Source organism: Pedobacter hiemivivus (assembly GCF_004331685.1).
GTDB classification, from domain to species: Bacteria; Bacteroidota; Bacteroidia; order Sphingobacteriales; family Sphingobacteriaceae; genus Pedobacter; species Pedobacter hiemivivus.
This window is the reverse complement of sequence record NZ_SJSM01000017.1, coordinates 33,770-56,827: the sequence shown is the minus strand read 5'-3', so window position 1 is coordinate 56,827 and position 23,058 is coordinate 33,770. Positions and strand designations below refer to the sequence as shown.

Here is a 23,058-nt window from a genome sequence, read left to right as displayed (position 1 = left end):
CCTAAACATAATTATGAGTTTTTCCGTTGATAAACAGACGCTGGACGATCTGAATGTATTCAATAAAAAAGGACGCGATTCTGTTTTCGGGCTCTTTAACCGCACCCGCACCCGTGGGGGTGCGGAAATCCTGGAGCAAATGTTCCGGTATCCATTGTCGGATGCCGGAGCTATAAATCAGCGTAGTGAGGTCATCCAGTTCTTTCAGTCCGCTCAGATTGCTTTTCCGTTTAAAGAAGAGTGGTTTGACCTGATAGAACAGTATCTCAGTAATGCAGACGAGCGTAGCAAACTGCAGAATGATGAAAATAAGCTGGGCAGAACATTTAGCAGCCTTATGGGGACTGATACCGAATACAGGCAAATCGCAAAAGCCGTTACCGCTGTTATAGCGTTGCTCAATGCTTTTCGCCAGTTTTTGGACCAGGTAAACCAGGGTAAAGCCAATACCCCATACGATGAAGAAAGCCAAACGATTGAGGGCGTTCTTGCAGACGAGGAAATACAACAGATCATTAAAGAGGCTGCGGTAGAAAAGCAGAATTATGAGAAAATTGCTGCGTACGACAAGGTATTGCGTTTTAAAAAGAAAGACCAGCTGCAAAGACTTTTGTATTATGCCTATCATTTGGATGTGTATATCGCCATTGCAAAGGTGGCTACTGTTAAGCAGTTTGTATTTCCACAAGCATTACCGGCGGACCAGCAAACTTTGAAGTTGGAAGGCGTATACCATCCGTTGCTCGAACATGCAATTGGCAATAACCTGGAAGTAGATCCGGATGGCAATGTCATTTTCCTAACAGGAGCGAACATGGCAGGTAAATCTACTTTTATGAAATCGTTGGGTATCGCTGTATTTCTCGCGCACGCTGGGTTTCCAGTACCTGCAAAAAGTATGGTATTCCCTGTGATGGATGGTTTGTTCAGTACCATTAACCTGCCGGATAACCTGAGCATGGGATATAGTCATTTTTATGCGGAAGTATTGAGAGTAAAGAAAGTGGCAGAACAGCTGGCCCTGTCAAAAAAGATCTTTGTCATATTCGATGAACTTTTTAGAGGGACCAATGTGAAAGATGCTTTCGAGGCCACAGTTGCCCTTACGGCCGCTTTTGCGCGTAAAAGAAACTGCATGTTCGTAATTTCTACACACATTATCGAGGCCGGAGCGGTATTAAAAGATCGTTGTAACAACGTCCAGTTTATTTACCTGCCAACAATTATGGATGGCGCCAAGCCTGTTTATACTTATACCCTGAAGCAGGGCATTACTGAAGATCGCCATGGGATGATCATCATCAATAACGAAGGTATTATTGACATTTTGAAAAATAAAAAGACCAGATAGCCATGCCATTTGTAACAGATAAACAAACACTGGACGATTTAAACCTGTTGGGTAAATACAAGAATAATTCTGTAATTAACTTGTTTAATCTTACCCGCACTGCAGGTGCGGAACATTTACTGGAATCTATGTTCCAACAGCCTTTAACCAGTGTAGCCAACATTAACCGACGCAGTCAGATCTTTCAATATTTTCAAAGTAAGAAATTGGATTTCCCTTTTGAAACCGAAGCCCTGTCTGCAACAGAGAATTACTTAAGTGGAGCTTCAGCATCCAATATTTTGATGGCCGCCGGACAAAATGCCCGCCGTAAGCTTTTATACTATATGGGCTTAAGGGTAGAACATGATCTGATTGCCAATGGACTTCTGACCGCTATAAAAATGCTTGCCAGTATTGGAGGGTTCATTTCCGGACTGTTGCAGCAGGATTCTCAAAGTCCGTTTGCAGCTGAACTTCAGAAAGCCAACCTTATTTTTAACGGTAATAAATTAAAATGGCTTGAAAGTGTAAATATAGCCGGACCACTGTCTTTTTTTCAGACTGTAAGGTGCGATTACCTGCTACGTACCACCCTTAGAGATGAAATTGAAGTGATTCTTGAGCTAGTCCACGCTATGGATGTTTTTATTGCAGTAACCGATGTCTCTCGCGCAAAAGGCTTCAACTATGCACTGGCATTAACAGCCGAAAAAGATGTGCTTCATATTGAAGAGGGATTTCATCCTTGTCTGGAAAAGGCGGTGCCCAATACGGCTGAGCTGGATGCTGACAATAATGTGATCTTTTTAACAGGAGCAAATATGGCTGGTAAATCCACTTTTATGAAGTCGTTCGGAATCAGTATTTACCTCGCCCATATGGGGTTCCCGGTGCCTGCCAAATCCATGACGTTCTCCGTAAAAGATGGTATTTATACCTCCATAAATGTTCCTGACGACCTTAATATGGGCTATAGTCATTTCTATGCAGAAGTGCTGAGGGTAAAAAAGATAGCTGAAGAAGTAGGTGCGCCTAAAAACCTGGTGGTCATATTCGACGAGCTGTTTAAAGGCACTAATGTAAAAGATGCCTATGATGCCACGCTCGCCGTTTCTGAGGTATTTGCAGAACACCGCAATTGTTTTTTCATTATCTCTACACACATTGTGGAGGTGGGGGAGGCATTAGGACAGCGCAGTGATAACATCCGTTTTATTTATATGCCTACAGAAATGCATGGAAAGATTCCGGTATACACCTATCGTGCAAAACAGGGCATTAGCAGTGATAGGCATGGGATGATGATCATTGAAAATGAAAAGATCCTTGAAATTATAGGATAATACAACGATAAAAACAATTCAATCTAATACATCAATTACAAAAACAATAACAACCAAAATGTTTAAACTGAAATCAACATTATTTTACTGTGCGTTAAGTACGGCAACACTGGTATCCGGTTGTGCACTACTGCACAAAAAAAAAGCCCCTGCGGCTAAAGTCGCGGTGATAGATCCTGCTAAGAAAACCGCAGATAGCCTTAAAAAGGTCAATACTTTAAAACCTTATTCGGAGGTGATCACAAAAAATACAAAAACCCAAAACGGCTTTATTACCGTTCACCAAAAGGAAAATAAGTATTATTTCGAAATTCCTAACGCCATCCTAAACAGGGAGATCCTTTTTGTAAACAGGGTTTCCAAGGCTTCTGCTGATATGCGTAACGGTTCCAATGGTTATGCCGGGGACCAGATTGGCGAAACGGTATACCGTTTTGAAAAAGGCCGTGACAAAAAGATCTTTTTAAGAAGAATCTCTTTTTCTGAATACAACAAAGACAGTACTACAAGTATGTTCGCAAGTGTACAGAAAAACAATATCCAGGCTATTGCAGCGGTATTTCCAATGCTGGCACTATCCAAAGATTCTTCAGCAACAGTTGTGGATGTAACAGATTTCTTAAACAGTGACAACGACATTCTTTATTTTGAACGTAAAGCATTTAAAGACAGGGCCGGAATGGCGGGGCAACAAAATGACAGAAGTTATATTGATTTTGTGCATAGCTACCCTAAAAATTTAGAGATAAGGGCGGTTAAAACATATAGCGCGGGGTTAAATCCGGCCAGCTCAAGTTATACCATTGAACTGAATTCATCTATGGTCTTGCTGGATGAGAAACCAATGAGACCGCGTTTACAAGATCAACGTGTGGGGTATTTTACCACTTCGTTTAGAGACTTTGATGCAGATCCACAAGGAGTAAAGACTACTACCTACGCCAATCGTTGGAAACTGGAACCTAAGCCAGAAGATGTAGAGAAATATAAAAAAGGAGAGCTGGTGGAACCTGCAAAACAAATTGTATTCTATATAGATCCGGTTACACCTAAAAAATGGGTTCCGTATTTGATTCAAGGTGTTAATGACTGGCAAAAAGCATTTGAAGCTGCTGGCTTTAAAAACGCAATAATTGCAAAGGAGGCTCCTACAAAAGAACAGGACAGTACCTGGAGTATTGATGACGCAAGACATTCTGCTATTATTTACAGACCATCAGCAATTGCTAATGCAATGGGGCCAAGTACCGTTGACCCACGTAGTGGTGAGATCATCGAGAGTCATATTTTCTGGTATCACAACGTAATGTCTGTATTGCAAAGATGGTATATGATGCAGGCTGGTGCTACAGATCCAAGAGCAAGAAAGGCTACTTTTGATGACGATTTGATGGGTAATTTAATTCGTTTTGTATCTTCTCATGAAGTGGGCCATACTTTAGGTCTGAGACATAATTTTGGTTCAAGCTCAACTGTCCCAGTAGAAAAACTAAGAGATAAAGCTTGGGTGGAAGCCCATGGACATACGCCATCTATTATGGATTATGCGAGGTTTAATTATGTAGCACAGCCTGAAGATAAAATTACTGAGAAAGGTTTGTTCCCGAGAATTGGTGATTACGATAAATGGGCCATTAAATGGGCTTATACCTGGCATCCTGAATTTGAAACGCCAGAGCAGGAGCAGAAAATGCTGGTTAAAATGGCTACTGATTCTATTAATAACAATAAGCGTTTGTGGTTTGGTACTGAGTCGGAACCATTTGACCCAAGATCGCAAAATGAAGATTTAGGCGATGATGCTGTTAAAGCAAGTACTTATGGAATTAAGAATCTAAAACGGATCATGCCACAGGTTGGTAAATGGGTAACCGTTCCCGATGCGGATCAAAGTAAATTACATGGTGGTTATGCAGGCGTTTGGGACCAATACCAACTTTATCTTGGCCACGTGATTAAAAATATAGGTGGTATCTATCATACCGTTAAAGTAAATGGAGAGTCGGGTTCAATATATGAGCCAGTGCCTTATTCCATACAAAAAAGAGCCGTTAAATTTGTAAACGATGAGTTGTTTGATACACCTGTATGGCTCAGTAATCCGGATTTCGCGCAGAAACTGGATATTAATTTTGACGCGGAATTGAACAATTTGCAAAAAGGCGCCATTAATGCGGTAATCATGAGAAATAGGATCATGAAATTGTGGGGCAATGAACACAACGGTTCCGGAGTTAAAACGTATACCTTGACAGATCTTTTTAGTGATTTAGATGCAAGGATATTAAAAGAAGCCCGTAATGGGACTAACGTTGACTATTACCGCAGAAATTTGCAGAAATTATATGTATACAGGTTACTGGAACAAACTTTTGTAGAGAACGAGATGAATACTAGTTCCGGATTGGGCACCTATAAATTTACAGTTTCCGATTTAAAAGGCTTATTTAAAGATCAGCTGAGAAAACAACAACTAATGTTTAGAAATGCCGCTAAAAAGACGGGATTAGATAAACTAACCAGAATTCATTTTCAGGAACTGGATTGGATGATTGACTCCAAATTTATAGCAGAAAAAACAGGGATTGCTAAGTAATCGTATCTCAATAAAATTTAAAGAGGGTGCATTCAGACACCCTCTTTGATACAAAAATAGATCTAACCAAACATCTAAAATCTTTTGGTATTCAATTTAACGAATAACCGTACTTGCTGCGAGGTTTTTTGTAAGAAAACCAATTTTCCTGAGCGGATCAGGTAGCTTATAATCAATGCGATCAACATATATAATTATTTAACCAGGCCTGCAAAACGCTGATAGAAAGCGGTAGGACTATTTTCATTTTTTGGCTCATATTTACCGGCAATAATTGGGATGTAGATGACCCTTCTGCGGCTTTCTTCTCCGATTACCGAGGATTGTGCAACGCGATGCCATAAACGCCCATCATGTATAGTCAAGTCGCCGGCATCAGGTATAATCGCTGTTTCATGAGCATCGGCTTTGTTGTCTAAGAAATACTTCTTACGGAAAAGCATTTGATATAAGCTCTGTTTATGGGTGCCGGGTAAAACTCTTAGCCCACCATTTTCCGGCTTTAATGTATTCAGGTGAATACCTACGTTCAGCATAGGGCTTAATTTCTGCCCATGAAAGATGTCTCTTAGTCCGTCTGTATGCCAGCCCATTTGGCTAAACTTGCTTTCATGTCCGTTTACATAATGGTTTAATACCATTCCATCTTTTTCTTCAGTACCTAACCTGGCACCTGGGCCGATCAGTTCCAATAGTGTTTCAAAGCGTGGATCCTGTGTAAGTTCTGCAAATAGCGCGTGGTGCTGATTTAAAAAAGCAAAGCGTTGTACAATTGCAGATCCATCAAGATCTTTCCCATATTTAATAGGAATGCCATTTACCTTTATTTTTTCATTTGCTATCCATTGTTGTTGCACCTGTTTGGATGCAGCTACAATGTCATTTACGGTTTCTGGTTTGATGAAACCTTTAAAATGGATGAAACCATTTTGATTGAAAAAGTCTTTTTGCTCGGTGGTAATTTTGTTGCCTAAGGTGAATTTTATATAAGAGGTACCCATGATCAGGAAGTATTAAAATTAAAAAATGATTAAATTTCTCATCTGCGGAGGTAGGCAGATGTTAAAGAGGTTAATCAGTAAATGAGAATCTGATTAGCAACAACAGCAACAACCTATGCCTTTTAGGAGACACATTCGCATGGTACATGCAGTAGGGTTATAGTTGCTTTTAGTCATTTAAATAAAGTATACTTGTTTAGTAGACTTTACAAAAGTAGCAAAAAAAAACTATTATCAAATTTATTTGCAAATAATTTGAATGTTTTTTTAACAAGCAGATAATGATAGTGTTATCGTTTGTATAATCCGGCTGTAATCCGTTCAATAAGTGCTTTATTCAGATGCTGTGCGCCGAATGCGGATAGTTTGTTTAGAAAGCCGGGGATGATCTCTGCTTTTTTGTTAAACATTCCTTTTATCCCGGCACTGGCTACGCTTTCGGGCGACATATTAAATTTCTCTGCCAGATCTGCCATGGCATCTAATCCTGCACGATGAGCAAAACCGGTATCAGTGGGGCCTGGGCAGAGGCAGCTTACGGAAACGGTAGTGTTTTTCAGTTCGTAGCGCAAAGCTCGGCTGTAAGAAAGAATAAATGATTTACTTGCTGCATATAATGCGAGGGTCGGTACAGCCTGGTAGGCTGCAGTGCTGGATAGATTTAATATATAACTCTGTTTTTGTTGTTTTAATAATGGAAGTAAATGGTGCGTTAGACTAAGTACAGCATTAATATTTAAGGCCAGCATATTCATTTGTGCGCTAAGTTCCAGTTTTTCAAAATCGCCCCAAAGTCCATAGCCGGCATTATTAATTAATATGGATAATTTATCTGTATGCTGCTGAGCCCATTCGGCGACTTGTAGCGGTCCAGTATCTGCAGAGAGGTCTGTCGGCAGATAGAACACTTGATTGTTGTAGTCATTTTGAATTTGTATGGCGAGTTGCTGCAATTCTGCTTCCGATCTTGCAACCAGCAGTAAATGGTAACCTGCTTTAGCAAGCGTTATGGCCATGGATTTTCCAATGCCCTTGCTGGCTCCCGTTATTAATGCAAATTCATTTTTCATAAAACACGCTGTTAGTAGGGCATAAAGTAAGTTATATTTTATGACATGAACTCTGCCTGCTAAATACTTTTTATTGTTGTTGCTGTTGTTGGATCTGCTGCATAAGTTCCAGATTACGACGATAACTATTGCCTTTTGCAGCTGGCGCAGAAATTGCTACTGACTCGGTTTCTTCTGTGAAAGGTTCATGTGCATCTGATGTTCCATTATCATAACCAACGATTACCTGAACCGTAAGCTTATGATTGGATGGACCTTTATATACACCTTTTACCGGAGAGCAATCAGTAAAACTTCGGCCCAGTGCCAGTCTTACATAAGTCTCATTGGCAATACAATTATTTGTTGGATCTAAGCCCAGCCAGCCATAGTCCGGTATGTAGGCTTCTACCCAGGCATGGGTGGCACCCTCACCTCGAATACCGTTTTTATTCGGACAGATGTATCCGCTTACATATTTTGCGGGGATTTTGGCCATGCGCAACATCTGGCAAAGGATATGTGCAAAGTCCTGGCATACGCCTGATTTGATGTGCCAGATTTCATCTATCTGCGTCTGTGCTGTTGTTACACCTTGTATGTATTTGAAATGCTCATATACGTATTGACAATAGTCCATCGCCACGTGGTGGGGTGTTAAACCTGCCTGAAGGTATTGCTCAGTAACTTTTTTAAGCTCATTGAGCTCATTAAAAGCTTCCCATTTAAGGTAATCAATGTAAGGGACCTGATAACGTAATTTTTCTAGCTCCATCCATTGCATCTCGCTGAACATCGTTTCTGTGGGGAGTTCTTTAGGTGTGGTTCCTACAGTAAGTTCCGAACAAATTTCAAGTTCCCTGTGTCGTTCGCTATAAGCAAAGAAGCCGATTTTGTTACCATAATAGTCGGTAAATACATCTACTTTTGGGTTGCCAGAGATGATTAGGGTATGCTTAATTACCTTTTGAAACTGATCTTCAATTGGATAGAGGATGATGTGGTTTACGCTTTCTCTTACCGGAGATTCGTAAGTGTATCTGGTAACGTGTTTGATTTTAAATTCCGGCATGGCATTAGTATATGTTGAAACAAGTTTGGTTAAAGGCATTTCCTATGCCATAGAGTTCAGATTTTATTTCCGCCAGGTAAAGATGAAGGTCTCCTTTTTTCAGCCCTTTTATGGAACTGTATTTTACTTTACTTTGGAGTCGACCAATGAGGAAGGCAAGGTTTCCTGCGGTAATGTGCCCATCTCTTTTTAACCTTTCAAAATATTTGAACAGTTGGTTGATGGAGTAGATTACAGACCTGGGGAATTCGTTATTCAGTACTACCTGGTCTAGTACATTTTCTGCCTCAAAACCTTGCCTGTAGGTTTTAAGGTATAATTCGTATCCGCCTATAGAAAACAAAAGGTGTTTCCAATAACTGGTGTTGGTTAACAAATCCGGGTTATGGTCGACCGATCCAAATTTAATGTCTAATATGTTTACCGACTGGATGCTTCGCTCCAGATATTTTCCAATACGCATAAAACTACTACCTTCATTTCTGGCCATAGTAATTTCCGTCGTGCCATAAAATAGCATACCTTGTTTAATCAGGATATCCAGTACGGATATAGGATCATCTTTTTTGAGCATTACATTTAGCCGGGGGTCTTTCACCGTATGATAATATTCATTCAAGCATTGCCATACATCTTTGGTAATATGATCTTGAACACTTCTTGCATTTTCTCTTACCAGTGTGATGATGTTAACGATAGAGTTAGGATTCTCTTTGTTGGTAACCATATACTGGAGAACTGCACGACTATTGAACTCCATGCCGTCCAGTCCATCATCATTAGGATCGCAAAATAAGCGCATGACAGGGCTCCAGGAAAACTCTGAAATTGCATCCTGTGAGGATGCGTAATTTATTTTAAGCATGCGTAGCATGCCATCTGTTCTTTCGATGTAACGGCTTAGCCAGTATAAGCTCTCTGCAACCCTGCTTAACATATTGATTTATGATTTTAGCTTAATATTTTTTATTTAGAAAGTACCCAGGTGTCTTTACTACCGCCTCCCTGAGAGCTGTTTACAACCAGTGAGCCTTCTTTTAGCGCTACACGGGTCAAGCCACCGGGGATAATGTCTATTCCATTGGGTCCACATAATGCAAAGGGACGAAAATCGACTCTCCGGGGCTGTAATTTGCCTTGCATATAGCATGGGGCAGATGATAGGCTGATGGTTGGCTGAGCAATAAATTGCCTTGGATCTTTCAGTATTTCCAGTTTGTAGGCTTCAATTTCTTCTTCGGTTGAAGCATGGCCCATCAACATTCCATAACCGCCACTGCCATTGGTCTGTTTAACAACCATGCGGGAAATGTTGTCGAATACATAGGCCCGCTCTTGTGCATTGCCTAACTGATAGGTCGGCACATTCTTAAGTAAAGGTTCTTCATTGAGGTAATATTTGATCATATCGGGTACATATACGTATACAGCTTTGTCATCAGCTACGCCATTGCCTACCGCATTTACGATGGTGACATTCCCTTTTCTGTAAGCATTCATTAGTCCGGCAACACCGAGTAAGCTGGTTGGATTAAAGGCCAACGGATCAAGATAGTCATCATCTACTCTCCGGTAAATTACATCAACCTGTTGTAGTCCGGCAGTAGTTTTCATGTATACCTTATGGTCTTCTACAATTAAATCTGGGCCTTCAACCAATTCTATTCCCATTAAACGCGCTAGGGTTGTATGCTCAAAATAGGCGGAATTGAAGCTGCCTGGGCTCAGTAATACAATCGTAGGATCAGCAACATCATGTGGCGCAAGCGAAAGTAAGTTGTTGTAGAGTACATTGGGGTATTCAATTACACTTCTGACTTTACATTGTGGCAGAAGATCTGGAAATAGACGTTTAGTGATCTCCCTGTTTTCCAGCATGTAGCTTACTCCTGATGGCGTACGTACATTATCTTCCAGAATATAATAAGTGCCATCGTTGTCTCTGATCAAGTCGATCCCGGCAATGTGTATATAGATATCGTGTGGTACTTTTACATTGACCATCTCCCGTAAAAAATGTGGACAGGAATAAATGACATCGATGGGGACAATCCCGTCTTTGATGATAAACTGGTCGCTGTATACATCTTTCAGGAAGAGGTTTAGGGCTATAACTCTTTGCTTAATTCCTTTTTCTATAAAACACCATTCATCAGAAGTGATAATTCTGGGAATGATATCGAAAGGGAAAATCTTTTCGATGCCTTCTCCACTATTATATACAGTGAAGGTTATTCCCTGGCTCATGAAAAGTACTTTAGATAGCTCCTCTTTCTTATTGAGTTCTTCGGTAGACTCCAGATCGAGGTAGTCCATCACGGTTTTATACGCTTCTCTTACCGTTTCTGAGTCTTTAAACATTTCATCCCAAGTGTTTTCGGGCAGATCGTACGATTTTGTGTAGCTTTTTGTTTCCATTTCCGAAAATTTTACGTTAAAATCTTTTGAAATATAGTTATATCTTTATTTAAATTGATTTTTATATGTGATTAAATGTAATTTTTATTGATTTGTTAATTTTTATCGGTTGATTTTTGTTGTTTTTATCTATTTTCTGATTATTTGTTTGAAAAATGATTAGTTTTTGTTGAATTATTATCTTAATATGGAGTTTTTATGAAATTAGAGGTGTCTGCTAAAATAGTTTACGAGGTGATCTCGCCTTCAACCCTGATCTTAAATGTTCAACCTCTTAAATCTGCAGGTCAGTTTCTTGTTGAAGAGTGTATGGATTTGAATTCGCAATTGAAAATGACGGAGTTATTTGCAGTCACCGGAGAAAAAAGATTTAAGATCATAGAAATTCCTGATACCGGAAGCTTGGTGATCAATTATCATGCGGTAGTTGAAACAGAAGTCCGCGCAGTTGCGGCAGATTATTTGGATGATATACCCATTAGTGTTATGCCGGTTAGTGCTTTGTCTTATCTAAATCCCAGCAGGTATTGTCAGTCGGACAAACTATATAAGTTCGCATTTCACAAATTTGGACATATTGATCATGCATTTTATAAAGTAATGGCTATCCGTGACTGGATTTATGCTAATGTAGAATATAGTGGGGGGTATACCAATGCTCAAACATCAGCATTTGATACCATCACGGAACAAATAGGCGTATGTCGTGATTTTGCACATTTGGGAGTCGCCTTGTGCAGGGCATTAACGATTCCGGCAAGATATTACACTGGTTATGCCTACCAGTTGCAGCCTGCAGATTTTCATGCCTGTTTCGAAGCTTACATTGGTGGTTATTGGATTATTGTGGATGCAACTAAGTTGGTTCCATTAAATGGATTGGTTAAGATTGCAACTGGTGTTGATGCTACTGATACTGCATTTGCCAGTGTATTTGGGAATTTGCAATTTGTAAGTTTAGACGTTGCCGCAAATTTAATTGATGCGGAGTTTCGTTACATTGATCAGTATACGGCAGAACAAGGCTATGCATATATTTAAAGCGCTCTTCGATCGCTTTTTCAGACGATGACATAATGATTGATATTAAACTTTCAGTAATTATTGAAAGTTTAATATGTTTATGTATATTTGTTCATGGAATTAACAGCAGCAAAACAAAAATTCATAGAGGCATGGGGCAAGCTGGGGTCAGAATGGGGGATTAACCGTACTATGGCCCAGGTTCATGCGCTATTATTGGTGTCTCCAGAAGCGCTGACCACAGAAGAAATCATGAAAGATCTGAGCATCTCCAGAGGAAATGCAAATATGACTTTAAGGGATTTGATTGGTTGGGGCCTGGTAGAGAAACAGCATAAAGCTGGCGAACGGAAGGAATATTTTTATGCAGATAAGGATACCTGGAACATCGCACGACAAGTGGCTAAAGAACGTAGAAAGAGGGAGTTGGATCCGGTTTTGAAAATTCTGGATGAGTTGTCTAACGTGCAGGGGGATGTGAAAGATCCTGAATTTAAGACCTTCAATAAAACAGTGACGGATATCAATAAGCTGGCTAAAAATGTGGATAAAACATTAGATACCATGCTTAAAGCTGAAGAAAGCTGGTTTTGGGGATCCATTTTTAAAATGTTTAAGTAGTTGTGTTATGAAAACGCTGAAAAACCACTTGATTCTATTTGATGAAGAATGTCCGATGTGCCGTATGTATACCAATGCTTTTGTGAGCACAGGGCTTTTGGACGAGGATGGTAGGGCTGCTTATCAGGAATTACCAACTCAGGCTTGTCCAATGGTAGACCGGCAACGGGCGGCAAATGAAATCGCCTTAGTCAATCAGGAAACAGGCGAGGTGACCTATGGTATTGACAGCCTTTTTAAAATCTTTGCGCTGATCATGCCTTTCTTTGGTCCGCTTTTCAGGTTTAAACCTTTTGTTTGGTTAATGAGTAAGGTGTATGCTTTTATTGCTTACAATAGGCGCGTAATTGTGCCACCTGCTAAAGGGGAAAGTTATCAGTTTCAGCCGACATTTAAACTGCATTATCGGATAGTCTATTTGATTTTTACCTGGCTGGTAACGGCGTATGTCCTTTCTGCTTACACTGGTTTAATGTATGGCTTGCTGCCCGCAGGTCATCCTTATCGTGAATATTTTGTTTGTGGTGGACAGATTTTATTCCAAGGGTTGGTCATCACATTTGTGAATAGGGATAAAATTTGGGAATACCTGGGTAATATGATGACGATTTCTTTTGCAGGGGCGTTGTTGTTATTGCCGGCAATGTTGCTATCTGCATGGTTCAGCCTTAGCCCATATTTTTATCTCGCCTGGTTTATGGCAGTTGCCGGTTTGATGTTACTGGAGCACATCAGAAGAAGCAAGCTTTTAAAAATCGGCTGGACGCTGACGATCACCTGGGTTTTGTATCGCATTGCAGTACTTTTTATCATAATTTAAACGCTTAATCATGAAATATAATAAGATCATTTTGGCCGGGGGAAATGGCTACCTTGGAGGCATTCTGGCGCAATATTACCGAAGTCTTGCGGCAGAAATTATTATTTTGAGTCGTAAACCAGCGCCTGCTGATGGAAATATTAAAACGATAGTTTGGAATGGAGTGGCTGAAGGAGAATGGGAAAGTACTTTAGAAGGTGCAGATCTTTTGGTGAACCTTTGCGGTAAAAATGTGAACTGTAGATACACAGAGAAGAATAGACAGGAGATCATAATTTCGAGAATCAATCCAACTATGCTTTTGGGAAGGGTGATCGCTAAAATGCAAAGTCCTCCACAACTTTGGATAAATATTACCTCTGCAACGATATATCGTCATGCAGAAGATCATGTGCAGGATGAAGAAATGGGTGAAATTGGCTATGGTTTCTCTATAGATGTTTGTCGTCAATGGGAGCAAACTTTCTTTGAAACAAATACCCCACATACTAGGAAAATTGCTTTGCGCATGGGGATTGTATTGGGTAAGCGCGATGGTGCTTTTCCGCGCTTACTTAATCTTGTAAAATGTGGTCTTGGCGGAAGGCAAGGGGATGGGCAGCAATATGTATCATGGGTTCATGAACAAGATGCAGCAAAATGTACTGAATGGTTGATGGAGCATAAGGAACTCAATGGGGCCATCAATTGTACCAGTCCGGAAGCAGTTAAAAATACTGAACTGATGAAGTTGATGCGTAGGGCTTATGGTGTTCCATTTGGTCTTCCTTCTCCAGCGTGGCTGTTAGAACTAGGAGCTATGTTTATTGGGACAGAAACGGAGTTAATTTTAAAAAGTAGATGGGTTGCACCTAAACGGCTTGTCGACTCTGGTTACCCCTTTATTTTTCCGAAAGCAGAACATGCAATAAAAGATATTATAAGTATTTACTAAAGCTTATGCTGTAGCATTATTAAAGGCCGCTTATCAGAGGGTTACTCGTACCTCAGGGCTTCAATAGGATCTAGTTTACTGGCTTTTTGCGCGGGATAGTACCCAAAGAATATTCCTGTAACTCCGCACACTAGAAAGGAAATCACGATAGACGATTGTGAAATTAATATAGGCCACTGTAAAAAGTAAGCAATTAAATAGGCGGATGTGATGCCTAGTAAAACACCCAGAATCCCGCCGGTAATGCTGATTAAAACGGCTTCTATTAAAAACTGCATAAGGATATCTTTGCCGCGGGCACCAATAGACATTCTTAAACCAATTTCCCGCGTCCTTTCTGTGACCGAAACATACATAATATTCATAATCCCAATACCACCAATCAACAGAGAGATCCCTGCAATTGCAGTGAGTAAAACGGTAAGCATACTACTTGTCGCAGTAATGGTAGCGATTAATTGTGCCTGGGTACGGACTTGAAAATCGTTATCCTGCGAGGGCAATAATTTATGACTTTCTCTAATTGCAGCGGTGATTTCGGCAGTCGCCGCATCACTAGCAGCTTCTGAAACCGCAGAAGCATAAATCGCCTGCAAATAGTTTGTAGCTGTAATTCTATTGCGTACTGTAGAAAAAGGTGCCAAAATGATGTCGTCCTGATCCTGTCCGAAATTACTTTGACCCTTTGATACCAATGTGCCAATTACCTGGAAAGGAATGCTCTTAAAGCGAATAATTTGGCCAATTGGATTACTGCCATCGGTGAAAAGATTATCGATTACTGTTTTGCCCAACAAACAAACTTTAGCTGATTTTTTAACGTCATTATCAGAAAACATGATCCCATCCTGAAGTTGAAGTTGCCTGATGTGCAGGTAATCAGGAACGATTCCGGTGATGCTGGTTGGCCAGTTGTTGCCACCTCTAATGGCTTGACCGCCAGAAGAAACGACAGGGGATAATCCATTTATATTATCGGACTGCAACCTTTTAATGGCTTCAATATCTTCAAGTTTTAAGGTTTGAATGCTACTGCCGGCTAGCCGCACGCTTCCTGGTGAATTGCTTTGAGGTTGAACGGTAATCATGTTAGAGCCCATGCCAGACAACGACGATTGGATACTTTGTTTAGAGCCCTGTCCAATCGCCATCATGGCAATAACAGCGGCCACGCCTATAATAACCCCTAACATGGTTAAGAAGGCACGTAGCTTATTTCTTCTTAATGCCCGAAAAGCGATCTTTAATAGATTTAAAATGCTCATCTCTTCTATTTAATAGTCATCCGATGTGGGTAATGAAGCCAGGGCTTCTTTTGCAGAACGTGGATTTTCATTGATACTGTCCTTTTGTAGCTTGCCATCCTTTAACATAATTGTCCTACTGCTAAAAGCAGCGATATCTGGCTCATGGGTTACAAAGACAATGGTTTTACCTTGTGTATTTAACTCCTGCATTAAGGCCATAATCTCATATGAGGTTCTGGTATCCAGATTTCCTGTAGCCTCATCAGCAAGAATCATGACGGGTTCGTTGACTAGTGCCCTGGCAATGGCCACCCTTTGTTGCTGTCCGCCCGAAAGCTGACTAGGGGTGTGATCAAACCGATCACCCAGTTTTACAGCTTCAAGCGCTTTGATTGCCCTTTCTCTACGCTCATCGGCAGAGATTTCTTTATTGTAAAAGAGGGGTAACTCCACATTCTCCAATGCATTTGTCCGAGGTAATAAATTGTAAGATTGAAATACAAAGCCAATTTTTTTATTTCTCAGTCCAGCCAGTTCATCACGATTTAATCCTTTAATGTCAATTCCATCCAAAAAGTAGCTCCCCTCAGTTGGTTTATCCAGACAGCCTAAAATATTTAGGAGGGTGGTTTTGCCAGAGCCACTGCTCCCCATAATGGTCACAAATTCGCCGGAGTTGATTTCAAAAGAAAGGCCTTTTAACGCCCTTACGGTCATCTCACCCATAACGAACTCTCTTTTTAACTCATGTAATTCCAGTATCTTATTTTTTGCCATTATCGTGGTCTGTTACTACTTCCTGAACGTCGTGCTGGCATAAATGGGCTCGAAGCTGCGGCACCTGCGGCAGCACCTCCGCCGGCTACCTTACTGCCAACAACGACTAAGTCATTTTTTGTTATTCCCCCCAAAATTTCCACCTGAGTATTGTTATTGATGCCCACTTGTATTTTCTTTTGTTCCAGTTTATGATCACCCATTTTGAGCCACACATAACCCTCAGTCGGAGCGCTTGGCTTTCTGGCTTTGTTGACCCATACCAGTTGGTAATTTTTTAGCGTCGTATCGGGCATAAATTTAAGTGCCTTTGCAGGAACCAGCAGTGCATTATTCACTTCTTTAGCAAAAATGGTGATGTTGGCCGTCATGCCCGGTTTTAACTTTTGATCGCTATTGTCTGTTTTGATAATTGTGGTATAGGTAACCACATTGGAAGCAATGCTTGGCCTTAACCGTATTTCCTGTATGTCTCCTTTAAAGGTATCATCTAAAAAAGCATCTACGGTGAAGGTAGCACGTTCCCCGATTTTAAGATCACCCACATCGGCTTCATCAACGGCAGCTTCGACCTGCATTTTTGTTAAATCCTTGGCAATACTAAATAAGGTTGGTGTATTAAAACTTGCCGCAACCGTTTGCCCCTCGCTGATGCTTCTGGCCAATACAGTTCCATCAATAGGGGAGTAAATACTGGCTAAAGAGAGATTCTTTTGAGCAGAGACCAGTTGTGCTTTTATACTGTTAGCACTGGTGATAGCGGAGTTATAGGTATAAAGGGCATTGTCGTAATCGGCTTTGCTAATGGCGCCCAGTTTGTACAGCTCGCTCTGTCTGTGGAAATTCCCTTTTTGAAAAACGATCAAACTTTGGGCATTGGCGAGGCTACCTTTAAACTGATCTACCGAGGCTTGAAATAACGTTTTGTCCAGTTCTGCCAGCAGTTGTCCCTTTTTAACCGTAGAATTGAAATCTACATAGATTTTTGAAATGTTACCAGATACCTGTGAACCTACCATTACCGTATCCATCGGCTCGACCCTCCCGGTAGCGGTTACATTTTCCGAAATGTAACCTATCGTAGGTTTTTCTGTGTCTAATTTAACCACCAGTTCCTTTTTTCGGATTCCGAAGTACCAAATGGCAAAGCCAAGTACAAGTACACCTAAAATGATAAATATGGTTTTCTTCTTTTTCATTTTCCTTTGTTTATTCAGTAATTGGGACGCCTGTATAAAAATCGTAGATCTTAGTATTTAGGTTGGCCGTGTATTTTGCTTGTATATAGGCTTGTAATGCCTGGATGTATAGGTTCTTTTGTTGCAGGTATTCGACCATATTGTTCACACCTAACTTAAGTTGTGCTTCGGCAATCCTTAAAGCTTCGCTGGTATAGTTGAGTTGCTCTTTGGCGGCTACATATTGACTGTTGGCATTCTGAACGTTTAAATAAGCGGTTTCTACGGCTTGGGTTAAAATTGTTTTGGTGTTAAGTAGCGATAGTTTGGCCTGTAGAATTTCAATATTGGCTTTGGCAACATTGGTTCGCGTTACCTTCCTGTCAAAAATTGGAATCGCCAGGGTTAAGCCTAGTCCCTGATTAAAACTGTTGTTCAGTTGATTTGGATAAGATCCAAAACTGTTGCTGTTGTAGCCCGAGGATAGGGAACCGCCCAGACTTAAGATTGGTCGGATGCTGGCTTTTGCCTTTTCCATTTCATTGGTTTGTAATTGTACATTGAGGACTTCAGTTTTAACCTCTGGCCGGGTTTGTAAAGCTTGATCCTGTGCTGAATTTAAATCCATTAATGGCTTAGTCATTTTAACGGTATCGGTTACGGCTACTTCAAAGGGAATTCTGGTAGGCAATTGGAGTAATTGCTTTAACGTGAGTATGTTTTGTTGGAATTGGTTTTGTGCCGTGATCAGCGTATAATTATCATTTGCCATGGTGGCTTGAAGCTGCAAGAGGGCATTTTTTGCAATAGTGCCTATTTTAAATTCCTGTTGTGCCTGGGTTACTTGCGCTTGACTGGTGTTTAGCAAATCCTTTAGGTAGGTAATGTTTTCTCTGGTTAATAAAATATTTAAGTAGGCCTGGGTAAGCTGGATGGTCATGTCGTTCTCTGCCGAGACAACGGATAGGTTGGCGATCTGTTGACTAAAGTTCTTCGACTTAATGTCGTTATTAAGAAATCCGCCGTTGAAAAGAGTAACTCCGGAATTAAGCCCATAACCACTGGAGCTTTGCATACCGGATTTATAATGTATTGCATCCTGCGTTACGCTACCGGTTAAATTGGGGTATTTGGCAGCTTTAGCAGCGATTAGATCCTGTTCGGCAGATTTAGAGCTTAGCTTTAGGCTGTTGAGGGTGTAATTGTTCTTTTTTGCATAAAGAATACATTCGTTTAGATTCCAGATTTTGGGAAGGTCATTGTATAAGGAGTCTTGTGCCACTAGGTTTTGTGCATTGAAAATTGCTGCGGAAACGAAAAGCAACACCTTAATTTTTAATCGCGACATGATGGGTGTTTAGGTCCTTTGATGATTAACCAAATCGAACTGAAATTGTTTGTACCTTTCTTAATACTTATTGTCGTAATCGACCCCGGATAATGTCGTTTATGGCCATCTTTATTTAGAAAAAGGGCAGGTATATTTACATTATAAAGATGAACTCTATAAATAATACTTAGACAGATGGAAACAGCAAAAAAAACGACAATTACGGTAAGCGCTACAGTGAACGCACCGGCAGCAAAAGTTTGGGAGATTTGGACAAACCCAGAACACATTAAACAATGGACTTTTGCTTCGGATGACTGGCATGCACCCTTATGCAGATAATGATGTACGCGTTGACGGGACATTTAAAACCACTATGGCGGCCAAAGATGGTAGCTTTAGTTTTGATTTTGCGGGCGTTTATACAAAAGTTGAAAATCATAAGCTTATTGAATATGTTTTGGGGGATGGAAGGGAAGTGAAAATTTCATTTACTGAGGATGGTAATACCACTGAAGTGGTGGAAACTTTTGATCCAGAGAGTGAGAATTCTATAGAGATGCAACAAAGTGGTTGGCAGTCTATTTTAGACAACTTTAAAAAATATGTAGAGGAAAAATAGCCGTTCTTTTCGGAGTCTGGCACCTGTTACTGAAGGGTAACAGCGCCGAGGTCTCCTCTAAGGAGGTAATTTTGTTGGTTCAACTAAAGAGTTAAATTTTTAGATCTGCTCTTTCTTTGTTTTTATTTGTATTAATTCTAAACAACTGTATATTTGCCTGAAATATACAGTTTATGCAGTTTAGAGATCTACGATTTTTTATTATAATATTAATGATGTTTTTACCATGGAGCCTTTTTGCTCAAAATGGTAATGGAATTATAAGTGGGACAGTGACTGATTCCCTGAAGCATAGCGTTGCTTTTTCTAATGTTCAAATTAGAAAATTGAATGTCAAAACAACATCTGATAAAAATGGTAAGTTTTTATTAAAAGGGATTCCTGCCGGGAATCACTTGGTTTCGGTTTCGATAACAGGATATGATAAGGTATACAAAGAGGTGTCTGTATCAGGTGTTGATACGACTTATATAGAAGTGGTATTAAAGGACCAAAGTTCAGACTTATCGGAAGTAATTGTTTCTGCAAGCAGAAGGGCAGAGTCTTTGGCGCAAACGCCATCTTCGGTGACTATCCTTACAGCAAAAGACATCAATACTCAATCCATTATTAGTCCTAATCTTGCAAATATCTTATCGTACAGTGTTCCAGGATTGGGTACCTCAACCAACCAGACTGGTAATTCAGGGCAAACGCTAAGGGGAAGAAATGTACTTGTGCTTGTTGACGGGATTCCTCAATCTACTCCGCTTAGGGCTGGGGGAAGAGATATTCGTAGCATTGACCCCTCTGTGATTGAACGTGTGGAGGTTATAAAAGGTGCTACAGCAATATATGGAAATGGAGCTGAGGGTGGATTGATCAATTACATCACTAAGAAAGCGAACACAGGAAAGCAATTTGGTGGATATTCACAAATTGGAATGACTGGTAATACGAAAGGAGATAGTACCATCGGTTATCGTGTAGTTCAGCAATTTTATGGGCGGGCTAAAAAGTTCGATTACATCGTAAGTGGAATGTACGAAAAAACTGGCGTATACAGAGACGCTGAAGGATTGGTAATTTCCCCGGAATATGGACTTGGAGAAACTAAAACTTACAACGGATTTGTTAAGCTTGGTTATGACATTACCACTAAGCAAAGGTTAGAGTTGATGTACAATTATTTTAGCTCCCGTCAGGATTCCAGGTATATCACTAAAACAGGCGTGTATGGTCAATCCCCTGCAATTGGTATTTATGGTGAAAGAGTAGGGGTAGATGAAGGAACACGTTTTAATCACAATTCAAATCTTCAATACAGCAATCGGGAGGTTTTTGGTAGTACTGACCTGACAGCTAATTTATATTTTCAGGATTTTTATACGATTTATTCAAATTCAGCATCATTTTATGGAAGTGGGCAATCGGCCATTACCTCTACTAAAAAAGGAGCTCGGGTAAATTTAAATACGCCATTCAGACTTTCACCTGAGGTGCCAATGCAGGTAAATTATGGGGTAGATTTAATGAATGATAAAACGGCCCAAAACCTGGTAGATGGCAGGGTATGGGTACCAAAAATGAACATGGTTAATTTTGCACCCTACCTGCAGGCTACAGCTAATTTATTCACTGATTTAACTATTAAGGCTGGATTAAGGCTAGAGAATATCGATATTGATGTTGATGATTTTAAAACATTGGCTACGGGTGCCAATGGTGCGGGGAGCTTTGATGTGAAGGGAGGATCGTTAAACTATAATGCTTTTGTATTTAATGCTGGTGTAAGATATTCGAAATTCAAATTGTTTAATCCATTTATCAGTTATGCACAGTCTTTTTCTGTATTTGAACTTGGAAGGGTATTGAGAGCAGCAAAAAGTAATACGCTTTCTCAATTGGAAACTAAGCCAATTATTGTAAATAATTATGAGGCAGGTTTTAGCAGCACATTGGGGAACTTAAATTTTAGTGCTGCCTATTATTACAGTACTTCAAAGTTGGGTGCTAACCTTTTAGAAGTGAATGGAACTTATATTTCGCAAAGGATTCCTGAGCGTGTGGAGGGATTTGAAATTCAGGCAGATTACCAGCTCTTCCCATCTTTAGCCATAGGTGGTAACTATGCCGAGGTTGGTGGTAAAGGGGATGTAGATGACGACGGGAGATTTGATAGTCCTACAGATGTTTACTTAAATACTACGCGGATACCACCATCGAAAGCCACTGTTTATGTGAAATATACAGGAGTTAAGAATTTGTTTCTCGATTTGAACTGGATGCGTATAGGTGATAGAGATCGTTTCCCTGTTAATCCTAAAACAGGTAAATATTTAATTGGTGAAGGACCTGTAAAAGCCTATGATTTGTTTAATTTCGCTGCTTCTTACCAAATTATGAAACCACTAAAGGTGAACCTCGGTATTGAAAACGTGCTTAACAAAACCTATTATCCTAGCATTTCCCAGTTTTATGGAAGTGACATCAACTATGTTAGGGGAAATGGCCGCAGGTTTAATCTGTCGCTTGGTTATGCCTTTTAATTGATTATGACCAAAAGATTTAAGAAAAGTATAAGACTAATACATTTATGGCTGGGCTTAGGTACCGGCCTTATTGTTTTTATTATCGGGATTACGGGCTGTTTATACGTTTTTGAAGAGGAGATTAGGGACTTTACCCAAAAGGAACGTCTGTATGTTCCAGCTGAAAATATGCCATTTGTTGGTCTTGAAAAGATCATCAGAACTTTTGACCAGGTAGCACCTAAGGAAAAAATAACGGTTATAAGAATTAAGGAGAAGCAGCCGAATGCAACCGTGCAATTAGCTGTGAAAAATGATAAGGTTTATTACTTTAATCCTTATGATGGAAGCCTTGTTTATAAAGGGGAGGCAGATTGGTTGGATACTGTTGAAGAGCTCCATACTTCATTACTTATGGGGGAAACCGGTAAGTTTATTCAGCGTTGGTCGGTCGTAGTTTTTGTAATCATGTTAATTACTGGTCTGGTGCTATGGTTTCCTCGTCAGATGAGGTTGTTAAAACAAGCGCTTACCATTAAATGGAAGGGATCTTTTAAAAGGGTTAATTATGATTTGCATAATGTATTGGGTTTTTACGCTTCGGGGATTTTACTCATTATCGCATTGACAGGTTTGTTTTTCGCTTTTAAAGAGGTTAAAACAGCAGCGGCTTTTTTAACTGGAACAAAACTTAAGGACGGGGAAAAACAACTGTTGGTTAAGTCTCCGGATGTTATTGATTCGCTCCCTGTTAGCTATGGTAAGCTGTACCATGATTTTTCTATTAAATATCCGGGTGCAGACTTAACGAGTATATCTGTTCGAAAAAATGGTGAACTTCGTTTAAGGATGATATATCCGTATAAATGGGCCCGTAATCAGAATACATTTTATTTTGACAGTGCAACGGGCTCACTATCGAAGGCTAAATTGTTTAGGAATTTTAATCGGGCAGACTTAGTTGAAGCCATTAATTACGATTTGCATACAGGTCGGGTATTTGGACTATTTGGTAAGATTGTAGCATGTATTGCCAGTCTTATTGCAGCTAGCCTTCCTGTAACAGGGCTGATTATTTGGCTTAAAAAAAAGAAAAAGAAACGTTCTTTTCGGAGTCTGGCGTCTGTTACTGAAGGTAAAAGCGCCAAGCTCTCCTCTAAGAAGGTGATTTTTTTGTAAAACAA

Annotated in this window: 20 protein-coding genes; 11 read left to right on the top strand and 9 right to left on the bottom strand. The window is 40.1% G+C overall.

What is annotated here, in order from left to right:
* Positions 1-13 precede the first annotated feature (13 nt).
* Genes EZ444_RS20480 through EZ444_RS20470 form a run of 3 tightly spaced genes read left to right on the top strand, consistent with a single transcriptional unit; the run spans position 14 to position 5,272 of the window.
* A complete protein-coding gene (locus tag EZ444_RS20480; RefSeq protein ID WP_131611018.1) occupies positions 14-1,351 on the top strand; it encodes a MutS-related protein in 1,338 nt (445 codons plus the stop codon).
* 2 nt (positions 1,352-1,353) lie between these two features.
* Positions 1,354-2,676 (top strand): MutS-related protein, encoded by a 1,323-nt coding sequence (locus EZ444_RS20475; RefSeq protein WP_131611017.1) that lies wholly within the window; start codon positions 1,354-1,356, stop codon positions 2,674-2,676.
* 58 nt (positions 2,677-2,734) lie between these two features.
* Positions 2,735-5,272 (top strand): zinc-dependent metalloprotease, encoded by a 2,538-nt coding sequence (locus EZ444_RS20470; RefSeq protein ID WP_131611016.1) that lies wholly within the window; start codon positions 2,735-2,737, stop codon positions 5,270-5,272.
* A gap of 194 nt (positions 5,273-5,466) precedes the next feature.
* Here the strand turns inward: EZ444_RS20470 and EZ444_RS20465 are convergent, their stop codons facing one another.
* From EZ444_RS20465 to EZ444_RS20445, 5 genes are all read right to left on the bottom strand, one after another.
* The gene (locus tag EZ444_RS20465; RefSeq protein WP_131611015.1) at positions 5,467-6,273 is read right to left on the bottom strand and encodes a phytanoyl-CoA dioxygenase family protein; all 807 of its coding nucleotides are present in this window, start codon (positions 6,271-6,273) and stop codon (positions 5,467-5,469) included.
* A 290-nt stretch (positions 6,274-6,563) separates the two neighbouring features.
* Positions 6,564-7,343, bottom strand: a complete 780-nt coding sequence (locus EZ444_RS20460; RefSeq protein WP_131611014.1) for an SDR family NAD(P)-dependent oxidoreductase — start codon at positions 7,341-7,343, stop codon at positions 6,564-6,566.
* A 70-nt stretch (positions 7,344-7,413) separates the two neighbouring features.
* Positions 7,414-8,394: a transglutaminase family protein gene (locus EZ444_RS20455; RefSeq protein ID WP_165503679.1), complete on the bottom strand. Its 981-nt coding sequence runs from the start codon at positions 8,392-8,394 to the stop codon at positions 7,414-7,416.
* A gap of 4 nt (positions 8,395-8,398) precedes the next feature.
* A complete protein-coding gene (locus EZ444_RS20450) occupies positions 8,399-9,331 on the bottom strand; it encodes an alpha-E domain-containing protein (protein WP_131611012.1) in 933 nt (310 codons plus the stop codon).
* Positions 9,332-9,360: 29 nt separating this feature from the next.
* The gene (locus EZ444_RS20445) at positions 9,361-10,812 is read right to left on the bottom strand and encodes a circularly permuted type 2 ATP-grasp protein (protein WP_131611011.1); all 1,452 of its coding nucleotides are present in this window, start codon (positions 10,810-10,812) and stop codon (positions 9,361-9,363) included.
* A gap of 198 nt (positions 10,813-11,010) precedes the next feature.
* Between EZ444_RS20445 and EZ444_RS20440 the strand changes: the two genes are divergently transcribed.
* From EZ444_RS20440 to EZ444_RS20425, 4 genes are all read left to right on the top strand, one after another.
* Positions 11,011-11,853 (top strand): transglutaminase-like domain-containing protein, encoded by an 843-nt coding sequence (locus tag EZ444_RS20440; RefSeq protein WP_131611010.1) that lies wholly within the window; start codon positions 11,011-11,013, stop codon positions 11,851-11,853.
* Positions 11,854-11,949: 96 nt separating this feature from the next.
* Positions 11,950-12,456 (top strand): GbsR/MarR family transcriptional regulator, encoded by a 507-nt coding sequence (locus EZ444_RS20435; protein ID WP_131611009.1) that lies wholly within the window; start codon positions 11,950-11,952, stop codon positions 12,454-12,456.
* Between the two features lie 7 nt (positions 12,457-12,463).
* The gene (locus tag EZ444_RS20430; RefSeq protein ID WP_131611008.1) at positions 12,464-13,276 is read left to right on the top strand and encodes a DCC1-like thiol-disulfide oxidoreductase family protein; all 813 of its coding nucleotides are present in this window, start codon (positions 12,464-12,466) and stop codon (positions 13,274-13,276) included.
* Positions 13,277-13,286: 10 nt separating this feature from the next.
* Positions 13,287-14,210 (top strand): TIGR01777 family oxidoreductase, encoded by a 924-nt coding sequence (locus tag EZ444_RS20425; protein WP_131611007.1) that lies wholly within the window; start codon positions 13,287-13,289, stop codon positions 14,208-14,210.
* 41 nt (positions 14,211-14,251) lie between these two features.
* Here EZ444_RS20425 and EZ444_RS20420 read toward each other — a convergent pair whose 3' ends face one another.
* The 4 genes from EZ444_RS20420 to EZ444_RS20405 are packed head-to-tail and all read right to left on the bottom strand — an operon-like array spanning position 14,252 to position 18,760.
* A complete protein-coding gene (locus tag EZ444_RS20420) occupies positions 14,252-15,475 on the bottom strand; it encodes an ABC transporter permease (RefSeq protein WP_131611006.1) in 1,224 nt (407 codons plus the stop codon).
* A 9-nt stretch (positions 15,476-15,484) separates the two neighbouring features.
* Positions 15,485-16,234 carry an ABC transporter ATP-binding protein gene (locus EZ444_RS20415; protein ID WP_131611005.1) on the bottom strand — a complete coding sequence of 250 codons (750 nt, stop codon included), beginning with the start codon at positions 16,232-16,234 and terminating at the stop codon, positions 15,485-15,487.
* Positions 16,234-17,433, bottom strand: a complete 1,200-nt coding sequence (locus EZ444_RS20410) for an efflux RND transporter periplasmic adaptor subunit (protein WP_131611004.1) — start codon at positions 17,431-17,433, stop codon at positions 16,234-16,236. Before EZ444_RS20410 ends, EZ444_RS20415 begins: the two co-directional genes overlap by 1 nt.
* Before the next feature lie 10 nt (positions 17,434-17,443).
* Positions 17,444-18,760 carry a TolC family protein gene (locus tag EZ444_RS20405; RefSeq protein ID WP_131611003.1) on the bottom strand — a complete coding sequence of 439 codons (1,317 nt, stop codon included), beginning with the start codon at positions 18,758-18,760 and terminating at the stop codon, positions 17,444-17,446.
* A gap of 177 nt (positions 18,761-18,937) precedes the next feature.
* Here EZ444_RS20405 and EZ444_RS27815 point away from each other — a divergent pair, with 177 nt between their 5' ends.
* From EZ444_RS27815 to EZ444_RS20390, 4 genes are all read left to right on the top strand, one after another.
* Complete coding sequence (locus EZ444_RS27815; RefSeq protein ID WP_317130135.1) at positions 18,938-19,084, top strand: SRPBCC domain-containing protein; 147 nt, start codon at positions 18,938-18,940, stop codon at positions 19,082-19,084.
* A complete protein-coding gene (locus tag EZ444_RS20400) occupies positions 19,056-19,364 on the top strand; it encodes an SRPBCC domain-containing protein (RefSeq protein ID WP_317130134.1) in 309 nt (102 codons plus the stop codon). The genes EZ444_RS27815 and EZ444_RS20400 overlap by 29 nt, the downstream gene beginning before the upstream one ends.
* A gap of 212 nt (positions 19,365-19,576) precedes the next feature.
* Positions 19,577-21,892: a TonB-dependent receptor gene (locus EZ444_RS20395; RefSeq protein WP_225874787.1), complete on the top strand. Its 2,316-nt coding sequence runs from the start codon at positions 19,577-19,579 to the stop codon at positions 21,890-21,892.
* Between the two features lie 6 nt (positions 21,893-21,898).
* The gene (locus tag EZ444_RS20390) at positions 21,899-23,053 is read left to right on the top strand and encodes a PepSY-associated TM helix domain-containing protein (RefSeq protein WP_131611002.1); all 1,155 of its coding nucleotides are present in this window, start codon (positions 21,899-21,901) and stop codon (positions 23,051-23,053) included.
* Positions 23,054-23,058: the final 5 nt, after the last annotated feature.

Excerpts from the sequence above, each read along its gene's own strand:
- EZ444_RS20480 (WP_131611018.1), top strand. The coding sequence starts at position 14 with ATGAGTTTTTCCGTTGATAAACAGACGCTGGACGATCTGAATGTATTC.
- EZ444_RS20475 (WP_131611017.1), top strand. The coding sequence starts at position 1,354 with ATGCCATTTGTAACAGATAAACAAACACTGGACGATTTAAACCTGTTG.
- EZ444_RS20470 (WP_131611016.1), top strand. The coding sequence starts at position 2,735 with ATGTTTAAACTGAAATCAACATTATTTTACTGTGCGTTAAGTACGGCA.
- EZ444_RS20465 (WP_131611015.1), bottom strand. The coding sequence starts at position 6,273 with ATGGGTACCTCTTATATAAAATTCACCTTAGGCAACAAAATTACCACC.
- EZ444_RS20460 (WP_131611014.1), bottom strand. The coding sequence starts at position 7,343 with ATGAAAAATGAATTTGCATTAATAACGGGAGCCAGCAAGGGCATTGGA.
- EZ444_RS20455 (WP_165503679.1), bottom strand. The coding sequence starts at position 8,394 with ATGCCGGAATTTAAAATCAAACACGTTACCAGATACACTTACGAATCT.
- EZ444_RS20450 (WP_131611012.1), bottom strand. The coding sequence starts at position 9,331 with ATGTTAAGCAGGGTTGCAGAGAGCTTATACTGGCTAAGCCGTTACATC.
- EZ444_RS20445 (WP_131611011.1), bottom strand. The coding sequence starts at position 10,812 with ATGGAAACAAAAAGCTACACAAAATCGTACGATCTGCCCGAAAACACT.
- EZ444_RS20440 (WP_131611010.1), top strand. The coding sequence starts at position 11,011 with ATGAAATTAGAGGTGTCTGCTAAAATAGTTTACGAGGTGATCTCGCCT.
- EZ444_RS20435 (WP_131611009.1), top strand. The coding sequence starts at position 11,950 with ATGGAATTAACAGCAGCAAAACAAAAATTCATAGAGGCATGGGGCAAG.
- EZ444_RS20430 (WP_131611008.1), top strand. The coding sequence starts at position 12,464 with ATGAAAACGCTGAAAAACCACTTGATTCTATTTGATGAAGAATGTCCG.
- EZ444_RS20425 (WP_131611007.1), top strand. The coding sequence starts at position 13,287 with ATGAAATATAATAAGATCATTTTGGCCGGGGGAAATGGCTACCTTGGA.
- EZ444_RS20420 (WP_131611006.1), bottom strand. The coding sequence starts at position 15,475 with ATGAGCATTTTAAATCTATTAAAGATCGCTTTTCGGGCATTAAGAAGA.
- EZ444_RS20415 (WP_131611005.1), bottom strand. The coding sequence starts at position 16,234 with ATGGCAAAAAATAAGATACTGGAATTACATGAGTTAAAAAGAGAGTTC.
- EZ444_RS20410 (WP_131611004.1), bottom strand. The coding sequence starts at position 17,433 with ATGAAAAAGAAGAAAACCATATTTATCATTTTAGGTGTACTTGTACTT.
- EZ444_RS20405 (WP_131611003.1), bottom strand. The coding sequence starts at position 18,760 with ATGTCGCGATTAAAAATTAAGGTGTTGCTTTTCGTTTCCGCAGCAATT.
- EZ444_RS27815 (WP_317130135.1), top strand. The coding sequence starts at position 18,938 with ATGGAAACAGCAAAAAAAACGACAATTACGGTAAGCGCTACAGTGAAC.
- EZ444_RS20400 (WP_317130134.1), top strand. The coding sequence starts at position 19,056 with ATGACTGGCATGCACCCTTATGCAGATAATGATGTACGCGTTGACGGG.
- EZ444_RS20395 (WP_225874787.1), top strand. The coding sequence starts at position 19,577 with ATGATGTTTTTACCATGGAGCCTTTTTGCTCAAAATGGTAATGGAATT.
- EZ444_RS20390 (WP_131611002.1), top strand. The coding sequence starts at position 21,899 with ATGACCAAAAGATTTAAGAAAAGTATAAGACTAATACATTTATGGCTG.